The 18,427-nt window shown below is 63.4% G+C and carries 14 protein-coding genes and 2 pseudogenes; 10 read left to right on the top strand and 6 right to left on the bottom strand.

What is annotated here, in order from left to right:
- Window positions 1-58 precede the first annotated feature (58 nt).
- Window positions 59-868, bottom strand: coding sequence for a tRNA cyclic N6-threonylcarbamoyladenosine(37) synthase TcdA (gene tcdA / locus M1D87_RS05895; protein ID WP_161795758.1), 810 nt, complete (start codon window positions 866-868; stop codon window positions 59-61).
- A 119-nt stretch (window positions 869-987) separates the two neighbouring features.
- On the opposite strand from tcdA, the gene M1D87_RS05890 reads away from it, so the two are divergent.
- From M1D87_RS05890 to M1D87_RS05875, 4 genes are all read left to right on the top strand, one after another.
- Window positions 988-3,579 carry a glycosyltransferase gene (locus M1D87_RS05890; protein ID WP_061550985.1) on the top strand — a complete coding sequence of 864 codons (2,592 nt, stop codon included), beginning with the start codon at window positions 988-990 and terminating at the stop codon, window positions 3,577-3,579.
- A 194-nt stretch (window positions 3,580-3,773) separates the two neighbouring features.
- Entirely contained in the window at window positions 3,774-4,925 is a 1,152-nt protein-coding gene (gene dapE / locus M1D87_RS05885; protein WP_013971240.1) for a succinyl-diaminopimelate desuccinylase, read from the top strand.
- A complete protein-coding gene (locus tag M1D87_RS05880; protein ID WP_025337963.1) occupies window positions 4,925-5,737 on the top strand; it encodes a putative RNA methyltransferase in 813 nt (270 codons plus the stop codon). The genes dapE and M1D87_RS05880 overlap by 1 nt, the downstream gene beginning before the upstream one ends.
- A gap of 17 nt (window positions 5,738-5,754) precedes the next feature.
- A complete protein-coding gene (locus M1D87_RS05875) occupies window positions 5,755-6,135 on the top strand; it encodes a hypothetical protein (RefSeq protein ID WP_039614802.1) in 381 nt (126 codons plus the stop codon).
- Window positions 6,136-6,288: 153 nt separating this feature from the next.
- Here the strand turns inward: M1D87_RS05875 and M1D87_RS05870 are convergent, their stop codons facing one another.
- Complete coding sequence (locus M1D87_RS05870) at window positions 6,289-6,498, bottom strand: cold-shock protein (RefSeq protein WP_003252255.1); 210 nt, start codon at window positions 6,496-6,498, stop codon at window positions 6,289-6,291.
- A 231-nt stretch (window positions 6,499-6,729) separates the two neighbouring features.
- Between M1D87_RS05870 and plsB the strand changes: the two genes are divergently transcribed.
- The 5 genes from plsB to M1D87_RS05845 all read left to right on the top strand — a co-directional run bounded on the left by plsB (window position 6,730) and on the right by M1D87_RS05845 (window position 11,667).
- The gene (plsB, locus tag M1D87_RS05865; RefSeq protein WP_039614803.1) at window positions 6,730-9,216 is read left to right on the top strand and encodes a glycerol-3-phosphate 1-O-acyltransferase PlsB; all 2,487 of its coding nucleotides are present in this window, start codon (window positions 6,730-6,732) and stop codon (window positions 9,214-9,216) included.
- Between the two features lie 80 nt (window positions 9,217-9,296).
- Window positions 9,297-9,671 carry a YbaY family lipoprotein gene (locus tag M1D87_RS05860; RefSeq protein ID WP_421091601.1) on the top strand — a complete coding sequence of 125 codons (375 nt, stop codon included), beginning with the start codon at window positions 9,297-9,299 and terminating at the stop codon, window positions 9,669-9,671.
- Between the two features lie 39 nt (window positions 9,672-9,710).
- Window positions 9,711-10,424 (top strand): hypothetical protein, encoded by a 714-nt coding sequence (locus M1D87_RS05855; protein ID WP_421091600.1) that lies wholly within the window; start codon window positions 9,711-9,713, stop codon window positions 10,422-10,424.
- Window positions 10,425-10,545: 121 nt separating this feature from the next.
- A complete protein-coding gene (locus tag M1D87_RS05850; protein ID WP_015269180.1) occupies window positions 10,546-10,944 on the top strand; it encodes a YbaY family lipoprotein in 399 nt (132 codons plus the stop codon).
- 33 nt (window positions 10,945-10,977) lie between these two features.
- A complete protein-coding gene (locus M1D87_RS05845) occupies window positions 10,978-11,667 on the top strand; it encodes a DUF4197 domain-containing protein (protein WP_015269179.1) in 690 nt (229 codons plus the stop codon).
- 131 nt (window positions 11,668-11,798) lie between these two features.
- Here M1D87_RS05845 and M1D87_RS05840 read toward each other — a convergent pair whose 3' ends face one another.
- Together M1D87_RS05840 and M1D87_RS05835 are read right to left on the bottom strand one after the other, a co-directional pair.
- On the bottom strand, window positions 11,799-14,864 hold the full coding sequence (locus tag M1D87_RS05840; RefSeq protein ID WP_015269178.1) for an efflux RND transporter permease subunit: 3,066 nt from the start codon (window positions 14,862-14,864) through the stop codon (window positions 11,799-11,801).
- Window positions 14,865-14,870: 6 nt separating this feature from the next.
- Window positions 14,871-15,971: an efflux RND transporter periplasmic adaptor subunit gene (locus tag M1D87_RS05835; protein WP_421091599.1), complete on the bottom strand. Its 1,101-nt coding sequence runs from the start codon at window positions 15,969-15,971 to the stop codon at window positions 14,871-14,873.
- A 316-nt stretch (window positions 15,972-16,287) separates the two neighbouring features.
- Between M1D87_RS05835 and M1D87_RS05830 the strand changes: the two are divergent.
- Window positions 16,288-16,782: pseudogene (locus tag M1D87_RS05830) on the top strand (DUF5801 repeats-in-toxin domain-containing protein); the annotation flags it as partial.
- Between the two features lie 181 nt (window positions 16,783-16,963).
- Here M1D87_RS05830 and M1D87_RS05825 read toward each other — a convergent pair.
- A pseudogene (locus M1D87_RS05825) lies at window positions 16,964-17,326 on the bottom strand (hypothetical protein); the annotation flags it as partial.
- A gap of 417 nt (window positions 17,327-17,743) precedes the next feature.
- Window positions 17,744-18,322, bottom strand: coding sequence for a helix-turn-helix transcriptional regulator (locus M1D87_RS05820; protein ID WP_409279758.1), 579 nt, complete (start codon window positions 18,320-18,322; stop codon window positions 17,744-17,746).
- Window positions 18,323-18,427 lie beyond the last annotated feature (105 nt).

The following is an 18,427-nucleotide window of genomic DNA, read 5'->3' as shown; positions in this document are numbered from 1 at the left end:
CTTGAGAGAGATGCAGTACCTGTGGTAACGGGCAAGCCCGCGAAGAAGCCCACGCGGTCTATTCAGGCTTGACCCGCTCCGAAGGCCGCCGCGCCCCCGCTACCAGTTTTTCCACCGCCTTGCTCGCCGCCACCATGCCAAAGGTCGCGGTCACCATCATCACCGCGCCAAAGCCACCCGAGCAGTCCAGCCGCACGCCCTCGCCCACGAAGCTTTTCTGCAGGCAAACGCTGCCATCGCCCTTGGGGTAGCGCAGCTGTTCACTGGAGAACACGCATGGCACGCCATAGTTGCGGCTGACATTGCGCGAGAAGTTGTAGTCGCGGCGCAGGGTGGAACGCACCCGCGAGGCCAGCGGGTCGTTGAAGGTCTTGTTCAGGTCGGCGATCTGGATCTGTGTCGGGTCGATCTGCCCACCGGCACCCCCCGTGGTGACGATGGCGATCTTGCGCCGCCGACACCAGGCTATCAGCGCCGCCTTGGCCATGACGCTGTCGATGCAGTCGATCACACAGTCGAGGTTCTCGGTGATGTACTCGACCATGGTGTCGCGGGTGACGAAGTCAGCGACAGCATGCACCGTACACCCCGGGTTGATCGCCCGCAGGCGCTCGGCCATGACCTCGACCTTGGGCCGCCCCACCTGCCCTTCCAAGGCATGGGCCTGGCGGTTGGTGTTGCTGACGCACACATCGTCAAGGTCGAACAGGGTGATCTCGCCCACGCCACTGCGTGCCAGCGCTTCCGCCGCCCACGAGCCTACCCCGCCAATACCGACCACGGCCACATGGGCCTGGCCCAGACGGTGCAACCCCTGGTCGCCATACAGCCGGGCAACGCCGGCAAAGCGTGGATCTTCTGTGCTCATGTTCATACCCCAAAAAACCGGCGCGCATTATATGCCAGCGGGCCCATGGCCTGCATCGTTAGGAAAGAGACTACCAACCCTGCTTTAATGTCCTATCACTTCGACACATATGGACGACAATGTCTTCACGTAAATTCGGCCTGAACCTGGTCGTGGTCCTGGCCATCGCCGCGTTGTTCACCGGGTTCTGGGCACTGATCAACCGCCCGGTCTCCGCCCCCGCCTGGCCAGAGCAGATCTCTGGCTTCTCGTATTCACCGTTCCGCCTGGGCGAAAGCCCGCAGAAGGGCCAGTACCCCAGTGACGACGAGATGCGCCAGGACCTGGAACAGTTGAGCAAACTGACCGACAGCATCCGGATCTACACCGTGGAGGGCACCCAGGCGGATATCCCGCGCCTGGCCGAGGAATTCGGCCTGCGGGTGACGCTGGGCATCTGGATCAGCCCGGACCTGGAGCGCAACGAACGCGAAATCGCCACGGCCATCCAGCTGGCCAACACCTCGCGCAGCGTGGTGCGGGTGGTGGTCGGCAACGAGGCGCTGTTCCGCGAAGAAGTCACCCCGGAAAACCTGATCAAGTACCTGGACCGGGTACGCGCAGCGGTCAAGGTGCCGGTGACCACCAGTGAGCAATGGCACATCTGGAAGGAAAACCCGCAGTTGGCCAAGCACGTCGACCTGATTGCCGCGCACATCCTGCCGTACTGGGAGTTCGTGCCAATGAAGGATTCGGTCGAGTTCGTGCTCGACCGTGCCCGCGAGCTGAAGCACCAGTTCCCGCGCAAACCCCTGCTGCTGTCGGAAGTCGGCTGGCCGAGCAACGGCCGCATGCGCGGCGGCGCCGATGCCACCCAGGCTGACCAGGCCATCTACCTGCGTACCCTGGTCAACACCCTCAACCGCCGTGGTTACAATTACTTCGTCATCGAAGCCTACGACCAGCCGTGGAAGGCCAGCGACGAAGGCTCGGTAGGCGCCTACTGGGGCGTGTACAACGCCGAACGCCAGCAAAAATTCAACTTTGACGGCCCGGTGGTGGCGATCCCGCAATGGCGCGCCCTGGCGGTGGCCTCGGTAGTGCTGGCGATGATCGCCCTGATGGTACTGTTCATCGACGGTTCGGCCCTGCGCCAGCGCGGCCGCACCTTCCTGACCTTCATCACCTTCCTGTGCGGGTCGGTGCTGGTATGGATCGCCTACGACTACAGCCAGCAATACAGCACCTGGTTCAGCCTGACCGTAGGCGTGCTGCTTGCCCTCGGCGCGCTGGGCGTGTTCATCGTGCTGCTGACCGAGGCCCACGAACTGGCCGAGGCAGTATGGATACACAAGCGCCGGCGCGAATTCCTGCCGGTGCAGGCCGATAGCGCCTACCGGCCCAAGGTATCGGTGCATGTGCCGTGCTACAACGAGCCGCCGGAGATGGTCAAACAGACCCTTGATGCCCTGGCCGCGCTGGATTACCCCGACTACGAAGTGCTGGTGATCGACAACAACACCAAGGACCCGGCCGTGTGGGAGCCGCTCAAGGCCCATTGCGAGAAGCTCGGCGAGCGCTTCAGGTTCTTCCACGTCGCGCCCCTGGCCGGTTTCAAGGGCGGCGCACTGAACTACCTGATCCCGCACACCGCCAAGGACGCCGAAGTGATCGCGGTGATCGACTCGGACTACTGCGTCGACCGCAACTGGCTCAAGCACATGGTGCCGCACTTCGCCGACCCGAAGATTGCCGTGGTGCAGTCGCCGCAGGACTACCGCGACCAGCACGAAAGCGCCTTCAAGAAGCTGTGTTACAGCGAGTACAAGGGCTTCTTCCACATCGGCATGGTCACCCGCAACGACCGTGACGCGATCATCCAGCACGGTACCATGACCATGACCCGCCGCAGCGTGCTGGAAGAGCTGGGCTGGGCCGAGTGGTGCATCTGCGAGGACGCCGAACTGGGCTTGCGGGTATTCGAGAAGGGCCTGTCGGCCGCCTATGCCCACAACAGCTACGGCAAGGGCCTGATGCCCGACACCTTCATCGACTTCAAGAAGCAACGCTTCCGCTGGGCCTACGGCGCCATCCAGATCATCAAGCACCACGCCAGCGCCCTGCTGCGCGGCAAGGGCAGCGAGCTGACCCGCGGCCAGCGCTACCACTTCCTGGCCGGCTGGCTGCCGTGGATCGCCGATGGCATGAACATCTTCTTCACCATCGGCGCGCTGCTGTGGTCGGCGGCGATGATCATCGTGCCGCACCGGGTCGACCCACCGCTGATGATCTTTGCCATTCCGCCGCTGGCACTGTTCTTCTTCAAGGTCGGCAAGATCATCTTCCTCTACCGCCGCGCGGTAGGGGTGAACCTGAAAGATGCCTTTGCTGCGGCGCTGGCCGGGCTGGCACTGTCGCATACCATCGCCAAGGCGGTGCTGTACGGGTTCTTCACCAGCAGCATGCCGTTCTTCCGCACACCGAAGAACGCCGACAGCCACGGGCTGCTGGTGGCGATTTCCGAGGCGCGGGAAGAGCTGTTCATCATGTTGCTGCTGTGGGGCGCAGCGCTGGGCATCTACTTGGTACAGGGGCTGCCGAGTTCGGACATGCGCTTCTGGGTGGCGATGTTGCTGGTGCAATCGTTGCCTTATGTGGCGGCGCTGGTGATGGCGTTCCTGTCTTCGCTGCCCAAGCCTGGGGAAAAGGCCGCCGAGCCGCAGCAGGCCTGAGATTGCCGGGGGCGCTTTGCGCCCCTATCGCGACACAAGGCCGCTCCTACAGGGGATCGCATCCCGTCAGATATGGCGAGATCGCCTGTAGGAGCGGCCTTGTGTCGCGATGGGCCGCAAAGCGGCCCCATTGGCCTGACGGTTTGATATAAGATAACGCCCTCAGATTTCCCCGCCTTGCCCCGGAGTTCCCCATGACGGCCCCTGCCGAGCTCTCGCCTACCCTTCAACTGGCCTGCGACCTGATCCGTCGCCCCTCGGTCACCCCCGTCGACGCCGACTGCCAGGCGCAGATGATGAACCGCTTGGGCGCCGTAGGCTTCCAGCTCGAGCCGATGCGCATCGAGGACGTCGACAATTTCTGGGCCACCCACGGCAGCCAGGATGGCCCGGTGCTGTGCTTCGCCGGCCACACCGACGTGGTACCCACCGGCCCGGTGCAGCAATGGCAGCATGAGCCGTTCGAAGCGCTGATCGACGCCGACGGCATGCTCTGCGGTCGTGGCGCCGCCGACATGAAAGGCAGCCTGGCCTCCATGGTGATTGCCAGCGAACGCTTCGTGCAGGACTACCCGGACCACCGCGGCAAGGTCGCGTTCCTGATCACCAGCGACGAGGAAGGCCCGGCCCACCATGGCACCAAGGCCGTGGTCGAGCGCCTGAAAGCACGCAACGAGCGCCTGGACTGGTGCATCGTCGGTGAACCCTCCAGCACCACCCTGCTGGGTGACGTGGTCAAGAATGGCCGCCGTGGCTCGCTGGGCGCCAAGCTGACCGTGCGCGGCAAGCAGGGCCATGTGGCCTACCCGCACCTGGCGCGCAACCCGATCCACCTCGCCGCTCCGGCCCTGGCGGAACTGGCGGCCGAGCACTGGGACGAAGGCAACGCGTTCTTCCCGCCGACCAGTTTCCAGATCTCCAACCTCAATTCCGGCACCGGCGCCACCAACGTGGTCCCCGGCGAGCTGACCGCCCTATTCAACTTCCGTTTCTCTACCGAGTCCACCGTCGAAGGCCTGCAGGCGCGGGTGTCGGCGATCCTCGACAAGCATGAGCTGGACTGGTCGATCGACTGGGCGCTGTCGGGCCTGCCGTTCCTTACCGAACCGGGCGAATTGCTGGACGCCGTCTCGGCCAGCATCAAGGGCGTCACCGGCCGCGACACCCAGCCGTCGACCAGCGGCGGTACCTCCGATGGGCGCTTCATCGCCACCATGGGCACCCAGGTGGTCGAGCTCGGCCCGGTCAACGCCACCATCCACCAGGTGGATGAGCGGATCCTGGCCAGCGATCTCGACCTGCTGACCGAAATCTATTACCAGACCCTGGTCCGGTTGCTCGCCTGATGCTCGCCTGCCCTCTTTGCCAGGCGCCACTGAGCCGGCTCGACAACGGTGTGGTGTGCCCGGCCGGCCACCGCTTCGACCGGGCCCGCCAGGGTTACCTGAACCTGCTGCCGGTGCAGCACAAGAACAGCCGCGACCCGGGTGACAACCAGGCCATGGTCGAAGCCCGCCGCGATTTCCTCGACGCCGGCCACTACGCGCCGGTGGCGCGCCGCCTGGCCGAGCTGGCCGCCGAACGCCAGCCCGGGGCCTGGCTGGACATCGGCTGTGGCGAGGGTTACTACACTGCGCAAATCGCCCAGGCACTGCCGGCCGCCGACGGCTATGCCCTGGATATTTCCCGCGAGGCAGTCAAGCGTGCCTGCCGTCGCGCGCCCGAGGTTACCTGGATGGTCGCCAGCATGGCCCGCGTGCCGCTGGCCGACGCCAGCTGCCAGTTCATCGCCAGCGTATTCAGCCCGCTGGACTGGGCCGAGGCCAAGCGCCTGCTCAGCCCGGGCGGCGGCCTGATGCGGGTCGGCCCCACCAGCGGCCACCTGATGGAACTGCGCGAAGTGCTCTACGATGAAGTACGCCCTTACGCCGACGACAAACACTTGGCCCTGGTCCCCGAAGGCATGGCCCATGCCCACAGCGAAACCCTGGAGTTCCGCCTGAGCCTGGCCGCGCCCAAGGCCCGCGCCGACCTGCTGGCCATGACCCCGCACGGCTGGCGCGCCAGTGCCGAAAAGCGTGCCCGGGTGATTGACCAGCCCGAGCCGTTCGAAGTCACGGTTTCAATGCGTTATGACTATTTCGTGCGCCAAGACTGAGCACACCCGGAGCCCTTATGCGCCAACCTGATATCGAGATTTACCTGAAGGACGCCGACGTCGACCACAAGCAGATTGCCGAGTGGCTCGCCCAGGCAATCGGCCCCTGCAGCGAATGGAAGCAGAAAGGCCATACCTTCAAATGCCAGGCCGGTAACATTCCGGTCACCTGGCTACCCAAGGCTGTAGGGAAATGGAACAGCCTGTACCTGGAAAGCGACCAGACGCCGTGGGCCGATGACGTTGCCTGCGCCCGCGCCGCATTTGCCGCACTGGGCGTGGAAGTGCGCTGCGCGCCAGGTGGCTGGGTGGAGGAAGATGGGGAAGAAGATGCCGACCGCTGGGTCCGCATCAGCGCCGACGGTGAAGAGGAAATCACCTGGCGCACCGGAGGTTGATTCCTGTAGGAGCGGCCTTGTGTCGCGAAGGGCCGCAAAGCGGCCCCCTGACAATGGCGGCACGGCACCTGTTGCCGGGGCCGCTACGCAGCCCTTTCGCGACACAAGGCCGCTCCTACACAAGCCGCGTCAGCCGGCCATTACAGCAGAGGCTCAGAGGCCTACCACGTCCTCGGCTTGCAGGCCTTTCTGGCCCTGCACGCAGGCGTATTCCACCCGCTGACCTTCGACCAGGGTACGATGCCCCTCACCGCGGATCGCCCGATAGTGGACGAATACATCCGCACCACCTTCGCGCTGAATGAAGCCATAACCCTTGGCATCGTTGAACCACTTTACATTCCCAGTCTCACGAGACGACATCTGAACTACTCCGGATTTTTATTGTGAAGATCGCCTTGCAGACACAGAGTCCCTCCCTGTGTCGACGCCGCTTGCGCAAATATCTTGCAAGTGGCAGGCCGAGTATATGACACAGAACAAAAAAATTTGATGACCGTCGCGCCGTTCGGCGATTTTTGCTGAACTTGCGCGGATACGGCAGACTAATTGGCTGGATACCCACCTGAAAACCACCCCCAGGGCACACACCCCATGACCCGTTCCCCCCTGCGCCGCCTGATCTTCGGCGCCCTGCGTCGCCTGTTGTACCTGTGGGTGCGCTCCGAGACCATCAACCAGTCTTCCCTCACCCTCAAGCTCGACCGCAGCCGGCCGGTGTTCTATGCCTTGCCCTCGCCCGCGCTCACCGACCTGGTCGTGCTCGACCATGAATGCACCAAGGCGGGCCTGCCGCGCCCGGTGCTGCCGGTGGCGGTTGGCCCGCTGCAGGAACCTGCGGCATTCTTCTACCTCACCCCGGACCCGGACTGGCTCGGCCGCCATGACAAGCGCGGTGCCCCACCCACCCTGGAGCGCCTGGTCGCCGCCGTCAGCCAGCATGCCGAAGAGGATGCGCAGATCATTCCGGTCAGTGTGTTCTGGGGGCAGACCCCGGCAAGTGAATCCAGCCCGTGGAAGTTGCTGTTCGCCGACAGTTGGGCGGTTACCGGGCGCCTGCGCCGGCTGCTGACCGTACTGATCCTCGGGCGCAAGACCCGGGTGCAGTTCTCCGCGCCCATTCACCTGCGCGAACTGGTACAGCACAACAAGGGCCACGAACGCACCGTACGTATGGCCCAGCGCCTGATGCGCGTACACTTTCGCAACCTGAAGACCGCAGTCATCGGCCCGGACATCTCGCACCGGCGCAACCTGGTCAAAGGCCTGATCCACGCGCCCCAGGTGCGCCAGGCCATCGTCGATGAGGCGCAGCGGGAAAACCTGCCGCTGGCCAAGGCCGAAGCCCAGGCCCTGCGCTATGGCAACGAGATTGCCTCGGACTACACCTACACCGCGATCCGCTTCCTCGAAGTAGTGCTGAGCTGGTTCTGGAACAAGATCTACGACGGCATCAAGGTCAACCACATCGAGCAAGTGCAAGGCATAGCACCCGGCCACGAAGTGATCTATGTGCCGTGCCACCGCAGCCACATCGACTACCTGCTGCTGTCGTACCTGCTGTTCCGCAACGGCCTGACGCCGCCGCACGTGGCCGCGGGCATCAACCTCAACATGCCGCTGGTGGGTAACCTGCTACGCCGTGGCGGCGCCTTCTTCATGCGCCGCACGTTCAAGGGCAACCCGCTGTACACCGCGGTGTTCAACGAGTACCTGCACACCCTGTACACCAAGGGCTTTCCGGTCGAGTACTTCGTCGAAGGCGGGCGCTCGCGCACCGGGCGCATGCTGCAGCCGCGCACCGGGATGCTGGCCATTACCCTGCGCAGCTTCCTGCGTTCGTCGCGTACGCCGATCGTTTTCGTGCCGGTTTACATCGGCTACGAGCGCGTGCTCGAAGGCCGCACCTACCTGGGCGAGCTGCGCGGTGCCAGCAAGAAGAAAGAGTCGATCTTCGATATCTTCAAGGTGTTCGGCGCGCTCAGGCAGCGATTTGGCCAGGTGTACGTGAACTTTGGCGAGCCGATCCGCCTGGCCGGTTTCCTCGACCAGCAACAACCCGGCTGGCGTGAACAGGACCACGGCCCGCAGTACCGCCCGGCCTGGCTCAACGCCACCACCACCCGCCTGGGCGAAACCGTTGCCCGCCACCTCAACGAGGCAGCCGCTATCAACCCGGTCAACCTGGTGGCGCTGGCGCTGCTGTCCACCAGCCGCCTGGCCCTGGACGAGCGCGCCCTGACCCGCGTGCTCGACCTGTACCTGGCCTTGCTGCGCCAGGTACCCTACTCGCCGCACACCACCCTGCCCGACGGCGACGGCCAGGCGCTGATCGAGCATGTGCGCGGGATGAACCTGGTGGCCGAGCAGAAGGACGCCCTGGGCCGCATCCTGTACCTGGATGAAGGCAACGCGGTACTGATGACCTATTACCGCAACAACGTGCTGCACATCTTCGCCCTGCCGGCGCTGCTGGCCAGCTTCTTCCTCAGCAGCTCGCGCATGAGCCGCGAACTGCTGGGCCAGTATGTACACGCGCTGTATCCCTACCTGCAGGCCGAACTGTTCCTGCGCTGGACGCCGGAACAACTGGACGCGGTGATCGACCAGTGGCTGGCCGCACTGGTCGAGCAAGGGCTGCTGCGCCAGGACAACGCCATCTACATTCGCCCGGCGCCCAGCTCGCGGCAGTTCGTGTTGCTGACCCTGCTCGCCCGCACTATCACCCAGACCCTGCAGCGTTTCTACATGGCCACCTCGCTGTTGCTCAACAGCGGGCAGAACAGCCTCAGCGCCGAAGAACTGGAAGACCTGTGCGTGATGATGGCCCAGCGCCTGTCGATCCTGCACGGCCTGAACGCCCCGGAATTCTTCGACAAGACCCTGTTCCGCCACTTCATCCAGACCTTGGTCGAGCAAGGCGTGCTGCATGCTGACGCCCAAGGCAAGCTCGGTTATCGCAACAAGCTCGGCGAGCTGGCCGAAGGCGTGGCCAAGCGCGTGCTGTCTGCGGAACTGCGCCTGTCGATCCGCCAGGTGGCATTGCACCGCGATGAGCCTGCGGAGGTTATACAGCGGTAGCTTTTCAGGCTGCTCTCAGCCCTTGGGAGGGATCAGGATCACGGTGCTACTTCAGCACATCCCTCTCAAGGAGCACCAACATGACTCAAATGAAAACGCTGGACGTTGAAATCGTTTCCTCTGGCGATAACACGCTCGCACCGTCCGGCCTGGTTGAATTGAGGCTGATCGATATTTCGAAGGCAGATGCGCGCTCCATCAGCCTTGCCGAGTTGCGTCTGCGCTGTGGCGGCCTGATGCCGATCAATCTACCGCTGACGTTTGATACCAACCTTATCGACCCACGCCGCAGCTATGCCCTCGCCGCGCGCATCGAGATAGACCGCCAACTGCGCTACATCACCACCAGCCGTCACTCGATAGAACCAGCCACGGTATCGGGTACACAACGGGTGACTGTCGACCAGATTGCCACCGAAAACGGTCGCCAGTTCAGCGACAACCTCGCTGAGTGACTGGCGCCTGTCCCCATGACCGAACCGAGGAAAACCAACATGCTACCCGCCAACTTCATCGAGATCCGCGGGACCGTGCTTGTCCCGTCGTGCATCCATACAGCTGAAGGCGCACCGCACCTTGGCGTACGCGTACAGTTGGGCACGGATGAGAACAAGATCATCCTGGCCGCCTGGGGGTGCCAGACGCTTGGCGTCGCAATGCCTTTCAACTTGCTGCTGGACCGCAATAGCCTGGCGGAAGGTGCCGAACCAACGCTAGTAGCCAGTTATGGTGTTGGCGTCAATGAAGAGCCAAACGGCTTGAGCCTGTCGATGCCACTTGCAATCAACCAGCCTGAGCCAAACCCTTCCATGGTCCTGAGGATACCCGCCCAGCCTGGCGAGCAAAGTCAGCAGCCCCTGTCGCCCGCGATCATCGAGATGAAGAACATCATCGAGATTCCCGAAGAGTTGCTAAGGCCACAGGCGCTGATGACGTTCGGCCTGTATCGGACCCAGGAAGACGGTTACAGCAACAGAAGCTCCAGCTACATTGCCGGTGCCGCCCTGTGGCCGACACAGGGACCTGTGACGCTTACCACGTACCTGGATGGCAACACAGTCAATGACGACGAACCCTTGCATCTGCGCGTGGCCTACTACGACCCACATACCATGACCCCGTACGCCGGGAGAACGCTGCGCGGCCTGACCCTTCAAAGCGTTACCGAACTGGAGGCAATCAGCCTGCGACCGCCGCGCCGCAGCTGAATATTGCGCTTCGCCTTGCTCTCCCCCTCCTTGTCGCATCTTCATCAAGGACCCACCAGAAGAAATCCGCTAAAGTCCCTGGGGTTGGCCACAAGCCAACGCCAAGGACTTCGGAGATACCATGAAAAAGCTCTTTATGCTGTGTTGCGCATCCTTGCTAGCAGCCTGTTCCAGCCATACCCCGTCCAACCAGGCCAGCCTGGATGGCGAAGTCTTCTACCTGCAACGCAGTGCCCTGCCACCGGCCGCCACCCTCAGCGTGGAGCTGCAGGACGTCTCGCTGATGGACGCCCCGGCGGTTACCCTGGCCCGCCAGGCTGGCCCGGTCAAAGGCAACGTACCGCTGCCATTCCACCTCATCTACGACCCGGCCCAGGTCAAGCCAGGCCACCGCTATGCGGTAAGCGCGCGCATCGAGCTGGACGGCAAGCTGCTGTTCATAAACACCGAGCACCACGGTGTCATGCTCGACGGCAGTGACCCTCAGCCCGTGCGGATCAAGGTCGATCCGGTCCGCTGACACCCTTATTCATCTGTTTACAAGGAAAGCTTCATGATCCGCACTTCCCTGCGCTTCACCACCCTGTGTGCCGGCCTGCTGCTGTCGGCCAGTGCCCTGGCCCTGTCGCTGGGCGATCTGACCCAGAAAGACGCCACTGGCGGCCTGAAGGATGCCTTGACCCAAGGCGCACAATTGGCCGTCAAGCAGCTGAGCACCCCGGGCGGCTTCAGCGACAACCCCGACGTGCGCATCGAACTGCCTGGCAACCTGGGCAAGGCCGCCAAGGCGATGAAGATGTTCGGCAAGGGTGAACAGGTCGAGGCCTTGGAAACCAGCATGAACAAGGCCGCCGAGGCTGCCGTGCCGCAGGCCCAGGCGATTCTGGTAGATGCCGTGAAGAACATGAGCGTGACCGATGCCAAGGGCATCCTCGCCGGCGGTGACGACTCGGCCACCCAGTACCTGAACAAGAGCAGCCGCGAGCAGATCCGCGCCAAGTTCCTGCCGATCGTCAAGCAGGCTACCGACAAGGTTGGCCTGGCTCAGCAGTACAACAACTTTGCCGGGCAGGCAGTGGCGTTGGGTGTGGTCGATGCCAAGAGCGCCAGCATCGAGAACTACGTGACTGAAAAGGCACTGGATGGCCTGTTCGAGATGATTGCCAAGCAGGAGCAGAGCATTCGCCAGAACCCGGCTGAAGCGGCTACCAGCCTGGCCAAGAAGGTCTTCGGCGCCCTCTGAATCCCGGTTGTCGCAAATCCTTGTAGGAGCAGCCTTGTGCTGCGAAGAGGCCGGCACAGCAACATGAATTTTCATGTGCTGCCCCGGCCTCTTCGCAGCACAAGGCTGCTCCTACAGTGCGATGACAGCCGCTAGGCTTTCTTCACCCTGAACCAAGCCGCATACAACGCCGGCAAGAACAGCAGGGTAAGCACGGTAGCCACGATCAACCCGCCCATGATCGCCACCGCCATCGGCCCGTAGAACACACTGCGCGACAACGGGATCATCGCCAGCACCGCAGCCAGTGCAGTCAGCACGATCGGGCGGAAGCGCCTCACCGTGGCTTCGATGATCGCTTGCCAGCGATCCAGCCCCGCCGCGATGTCCTGCTCGATCTGGTCCACCAGGATCACCGAGTTGCGCATGATCATCCCCGCCAGGGCAATGGTGCCAAGCATGGCGACAAAGCCGAACGGCTGGCGGAATACCAGCAAGAACAAGGTCACGCCAATCAGCCCCAGCGGCGCCGTGAGGAACACCATCACCGTGCGCGAGAAGCTGCGCAGCTGGATCATCAGCAAGCTCAGCACCACCACCACGAACAGCGGCATGCCGGCATTCACCGACTTCTGCCCGCGCTCGGAGTCCTCGACCGTGCCGCCCACTTCCAGCAAATAACCATCCGGCAGCTTGGCACGAATGTCACGCAGGGTCGGTTCTATCTGTTTCACCAGCGTCGCCGGCTGCTCCTTGTCGTAGATATCGGCGCGCACGGTCACCGTCGGCAAGCGGTTACGGTGCCAGATGATGCCCTCCTCGAAGCCGTACTCCAGGGTCGCGACCTGCGACAACGCCACGCTCTGGCCATTGTCGGTCGGCAGTGCCAGGCTGCCGAGGTTGCCAAGCTCGCTGCGTTCCTGCCGGGTGCCGCGCAGCAGGATCTCGATCAACTCGTTGTCCTCGCGATACTGGCTGACCGTGGTGCCGGTCAGCGAGCTTTGCAGGAAGCTCGACAGGTGAGCGGTGCTCACGCCCAAGGCGCGGGCGCGGTCCTGGTCGATTTCGAGGAACACCGCCTTGCTCGGCTCCTCCCAGTCCAGGTGCACGTTCACCACATGCGGGTTCTGGCGCACCTTGTCGGCCACTTCACGGGCCAGCGCACGGGCCTTCTCGATGTGCTCGCCAGTCACCCGGAACTGCACTGGGTACCCCACGGGCGGGCCATTTTCCAGGCGGGTGACCCGGGCACGCAGGTCGGGGAACTGCTGGTCCATGGTGCTGATCAGCCAGCTGCGCAGGCGCTCGCGGTCCTCCATCGACTTGGCCAGTACCACGAACTGGGCGAAGCTGGCCGCCGGCAGCTGCTGGTCCAGCGGCAGGTAGAAACGCGGCGAACCGGTGCCCACATAGGCCACGTAGTTGTCGATACCCTCCTGCTGCTTGAGCAACGCCTCCAGTTGCTTGACCCGCTCGGCGGTGTTGGCCAGCGAGGCACCCTCGGCCAGTTTCAGGTCGACCATCAACTCCGGGCGCCCTGAGGCCGGGAAGAACTGCTGGGGCACGAAACGGAACAGCAGGATACTGCCGACAAAGGCGGCAATGGTCAGCAGGATCACCGTCTTGCGCCGCCGCACGCACCACTCCACCACACGCCGTACACGCTGGTAGAACGGTGTGGCGTAAGGGTCTGGCGCGTGGCCGTCCTTGCCATGACGGGAGGCATGCAGCTTGGCCAGGTCAGGCAGCAGGCGCTCGCCCAGGTAAGGCACGAATACCACGGCGGCCACCCAGGAGGTCAGCAAGGCAATGGTCACCACCTGGAAAATCGAACGGGTGTACTCGCCCGTACTGGAGGCCGCCGTGGCAATGGGCAGGAAGCCCGCCGCCGTGATCAGGGTGCCGGTAAGCATCGGGAAGGCGGTGCTGCTCCAGGCGTAGCTGGCCGCCTTGAGGCGGTCGTAGCCCTGCTCCATCTTGATCGCCATCATCTCCACGGCAATGATTGCATCATCGACCAACAAGCCCAGGGCCAGCACCAGCGCGCCGAGGGAGATCTTGTGCAGGCCGATACCGAAGTAGTGCATGGCGGCGAAGGTCATGGCCAGCACCAACGGGATGGCCAGCGCCACCACCAGCCCCGTGCGCAGGCCCAACGAGAAGAAACTCACCAGCAGCACGATGACCAGCGCCTCGACCAGCACCTGGACAAACTCGCCCACGCCGGCCTTGACCGCCGCCGGCTGGTCCGAGACCTTGCGCAGTTCCATGCCGGCCGGCAGGCTGCGTGCCAGGCGCTCGAACTCGCTTTCCAATGCCTTGCCCAGCACCAGGATGTCGCCGCCGTCCTTCATCGAAACCGCCAGGCCAATGGCATCCTCGCCCATGAAGCGCATGCGCGGTGCGGGCGGATCGTTGAAGCCGCGGTGCACCTCGGCCACATCGCCGATACGGAAGGTGCGTTCAGCTATGCGGATGGGGAACTGGCGGATCTGCTCGACGCTGTCGAAGCGCCCGCTCACCCGCAGTTGCAGGCGCTCGCTGGGCGTTTCGAAAAAACCGGCGGTGCTGACCGCATTCTGCTCCTGCAGGGCCTGCTGCACGGCCTCCAGCGGCACGCCAAGGGTGGCCAGCTTGACGTTGGATAGCTCGATCCAGATTTTCTCGTCCTGCAGCCCGATCAGCTCGACCTTGCCCACGTCCTTGACCCGCTGCAACTGGATCTGGATACGGTCGGCATAGTCCTTGAGCACCGCGTAGTCGAAGCCCTCACCGGTCAGTGCATAGATATTGCCGAAGGTGGTGCCGAACTCGTCATTGAAGAACGGGCCCTGGATCTCCGGCGGCAAGGTGTGGCGGATGTCCGCGACCTTCTTGCGGATCTGGTACCACAGCTCGGGGATGTCCTTGGAATGCAGCGAGTCGCGGGCCATGAAGGTGACCTGCGATTCGCCCGGGCGGGAGAACGAGACGATCCGCTCGTACTCGCCGGTTTCCATCAGCTTTTTTTCGATGCGCTCGGTGACCTGACGCGACACTTCCTCAGCGGTGGCACCGGGCCACAGGGTACGAATGACCATGGCCTTGAAGGTGAACGGCGGGTCCTCACTCTGGCCGAGCTTGGTGTAGGACATGGCGCCAATGGCCGCCAGCAGGATCATCAGGAACAGGACGATCTGGCGGTTGCGCAGCGCCCAGGCAGAAAGGTTGAAACCCATCGGGACTTACTCCTTGGCCGTCAGGTTCACTACGCGGTTGGTACGGTCCACGGGGCGTATCTCCTGGCCCTCGCGCAATACATGGCCACCCGCGGCGACAACCCAGTCGCCGGGGGCGAGGCCTTCGAGCACGGGTACGCTGTCGGCGCCGTAGGGCCCCAGGCGCACCACTGCCCGCTCCAGGCGGCTGTCCTTGTTGACCCGCCAGACGTATGCCTGGCCGTTTTCCGCTGTGACTGCCGACAGGGGCACCGCCAACGGGATCAGCCCTTCGTGGGCGATGAACACCCGGGCGCTCTGGCCCAGCTCCGCCGGGGTGGCGGCCGAGGTAAAGGCGATGCGGGCAGCGAAAGTGCGCGAACGTGGGTCGGCAGCCGGTGACAGCTCGCGGATACGCCCCTGGAAGCGCTCCTGCGGGTGCGACCATAGCTCCACGCTCACCGGCTGGCCCACGGCAAAGCGGGCGAACTGCTGCTCCGGCAGGCCGATGGCGACTTCCCGCTCGCCATCTGCGGCCAGGGTGAACACGGTCTGCCCTGCGCCGACCACCTGGCCCACTTCCACCTGGCGCTTGGCGATCACCCCGGCCTGCGGGGCGCGCAGCACAGCATATTCAGCCTGGTTGCCAGCCACGTCGAACTCGGCCTTGGCCTGTTTCAGCCGGGCCAGGCCGGCACGGTAGAGATTTTCAGCGTTATCGAACTGGGAATGGCTGACCATTTGCCGGTCCAGCAGCTTCTGGTAGCGATCGCGCTCGGCGCGCACCAGCGACAGGTTGGCCTCGGCGGCTGCCAGCTGGGCACGGTTGGCCTCCAGTTGCAGGCGCACATCCTGCGGGTCCAGTTCGGCCAGCGGCTGGTCGGCCTTTACCCGCTGCCCCTCCTCGACCAGGCGCTTGCTGACCTTGCCGCCTATGCGGAAAGCCAGTTCCGGCTCGAAGCGTGCACGCACTTCGCCGGGGTAACTGTCGGCAGCGGCTTCGGCCGGCTGCGGCTGCACCACCAGCGCCGGGCGCGGCGCAGCCGGTGGGGCGGCTTCCTGGCCGCACGCCGCCAGCAACAGCGTGGCAGCGGCAGACAGAGCAATGAACAAGGCATGGCGCAACATGATGAATCCTTTCGCGGAGGGCACATTCAATATTTGTACTGGAGAGTATATTAAGTCAGGCAACGGATGCCGGGAAGAGGTTGCAGCCGAATACGGCAGGCGTGCGTTGAACGGCATGTGACCGTGCGCCTTAGGGCTCCCGGCGCCAGGGCCATATAGTCCGATACTCCCAGTCCGCCTAGGAGTATCAGCCGATGCGCAGCTCATGGCGCTTCGCCATAGTGGAGGTCTATTACAGAGGCCTGTGGTCAGGCCTCGACAACCGGCAGTGGTGAGGGCCACGGCCTCGTTCACAGACAGCGCGCCGATCATCACCGCGACCGCCTTCGCGGGCTATATCGAAGAAACCGGATCGCCCGTCAGCGGCGGCAAGATCTGGACGGTGGAATACCAACCGCTGAAGCATCCGGACACGAGCAACTCCGACGACGCACTCAATCTGCTGAACAAGGTGTTCATCGGCACCAGTCAGGACCTGTTATTCAGCCTGGCCAACGCCCCCTCCGGCCAGAACCTGTTCCTGATGTTCACCACCGCGAACCCGACCGTCGTCAATGACGGTGGCATCCTGCGCATCACCGACCCGACGATCATCGCCACCGGGAAGGACCCGGCCGACCAGTCGAGCGGTGCCAACATCACCACGGGAGATACGATCAATACCAGCCAGGCGGGCGGCCCGACCACCTTCGGCACCAACAACCAGATGATCGTGGAACAGGAAGGTATTCGTTTTACCTTCGTCACCGGCGCCCGGCAGGATCTGACCATTCCCAACCTGGACCAGAACGAAGCGGATATAAGATCGAGTACACCACCACACAGGATCACAACCGCGTACTCGTCGAAAACGGGGCCGCCGTCGACCCCAAAGGCCAGACCGGTAGACCCCAGGCCGTCGGCGCCGATCGTACTGTCCCAGAACCCATATTGCGGCAGGATACTTCCGGTTCCGATCAGGTTGCCGAAGGCATAGGACTCGGGGCACCCGACCCGACCGAAGCCTCGCTACAGATGCTGTCTGCGCCAGTGTTGTCGATCGACTGGACGACGGCGTTCGGATCACCATTGAGCACCAGCGTGTCTCGTTGCCCCGCGCCAGCATCGAACCCGCTGACCTGGTAGAGGAGCTGATCGGTCGACAGGTCGACGTTGAAGGCATCGCGCTGGCCAGTCGTGCCAACCAGGGTGAGGTCGAACGGTGCGTTGTCCGATTCGTTGGCGAACAGGTTGGCGTCGAACGTGCTACTCGCCGAGTCGCCATCTTTGTCCGTCAGCGTCGCACTGAACTGCAATTTGACGTCGTAGGCCAGGTTCTCGGTTTCCTTGATGAAATCGATCACCGGGATCTCCATTGCCGAATCCGGCGGGCAGACGACCATCACCCTGGTCGGGGTCGATATCTTCAACAGCGACATCTTCAACGGCAGCGCCTGAAACACTGCGTACGTGAAACCTGCGAGGGTGGCCTGGAAACCACCCTCGCAGCGCAATGCCAGTCAGTCAAGCGAAGTGGAGCCGCTTTGCGGCCCATCGCCGGCAAGCCGGCTCATATAACAAAACATGACTCATTGGCTCGGCGAGGTTCTGTAGGAGCAGCCTTGTGCTGCGAAGAGGCCGGTACTGACAAAGCCTGTCTATTGCTTGTACCGGCCTCTTCGCAGCACAAGGCTGCTCCTACAAAGGACGCTTCAAACGAGCGATAGTTGCTATCTGCGCGACAGCGCAGCCCAAAAGGAGCTTCGCCCCCAAAGGCCCTGGCCACTGGGCATTCAGTCCATCTCTCCCGATTTGGACGCAGGCGGCTCTTCGCCACCGGAGAGTCCGTGCCGCACCGCATACATCAGCAAGTCGATGCGATTGGTGAGGTTGAGCTTCTGATAGATGCTGCTGAGGTGATTGTGCACGGTGTGTTCGCTGATGCCCAAGCGCCCGGCGATGCACAGGTACTTGGCAGACGGATCGCCAACGATGGCGCGAACGAGCTCCCGCTCGCGCAACGTCAGCCGTGCATGTTTCGCCTGCGCCGGATTACACCTGAACGGTATATGCCTGGCCGAGGCATAACCGGAAAGCCCACTGACCCAGGCCCTGTCCAGCCTGATGTCGCAATGGTGAACTTTGATGATGGCCTGGATAATCGACTCCGTTGAATCCTCGGCCAGCACGATGCCAAGCGCGCCCGCCTCAATGGCCTGTGCAACGGGGGCGGCCTCATACACCCCTTTGAGTACCAGCACTTTCATGTCGCCAGAGCGCGCGAGTTCAGCAACTACCTCGAGCGGGTCCAGCACATCTGGAAAAAAGCTGAAGAAAATGACATCGGGCCGCAACTGGTGGATGGGAGCCATGCTCACCCCGTCCCGCCGCTGAAAATCAATGGCTTGGGCTCATCGGGCGCCCCCATGAGGGCACTTCTGCATTCGACGAAAAGTCAACTAATCGACGAGTGGCGC

This window comes from Pseudomonas sp. SA233 (assembly GCF_054792385.1).
The sequence above is the reverse complement of the archived record's forward strand: the minus strand, read 5'-3'. Positions and strand labels throughout refer to the sequence as shown.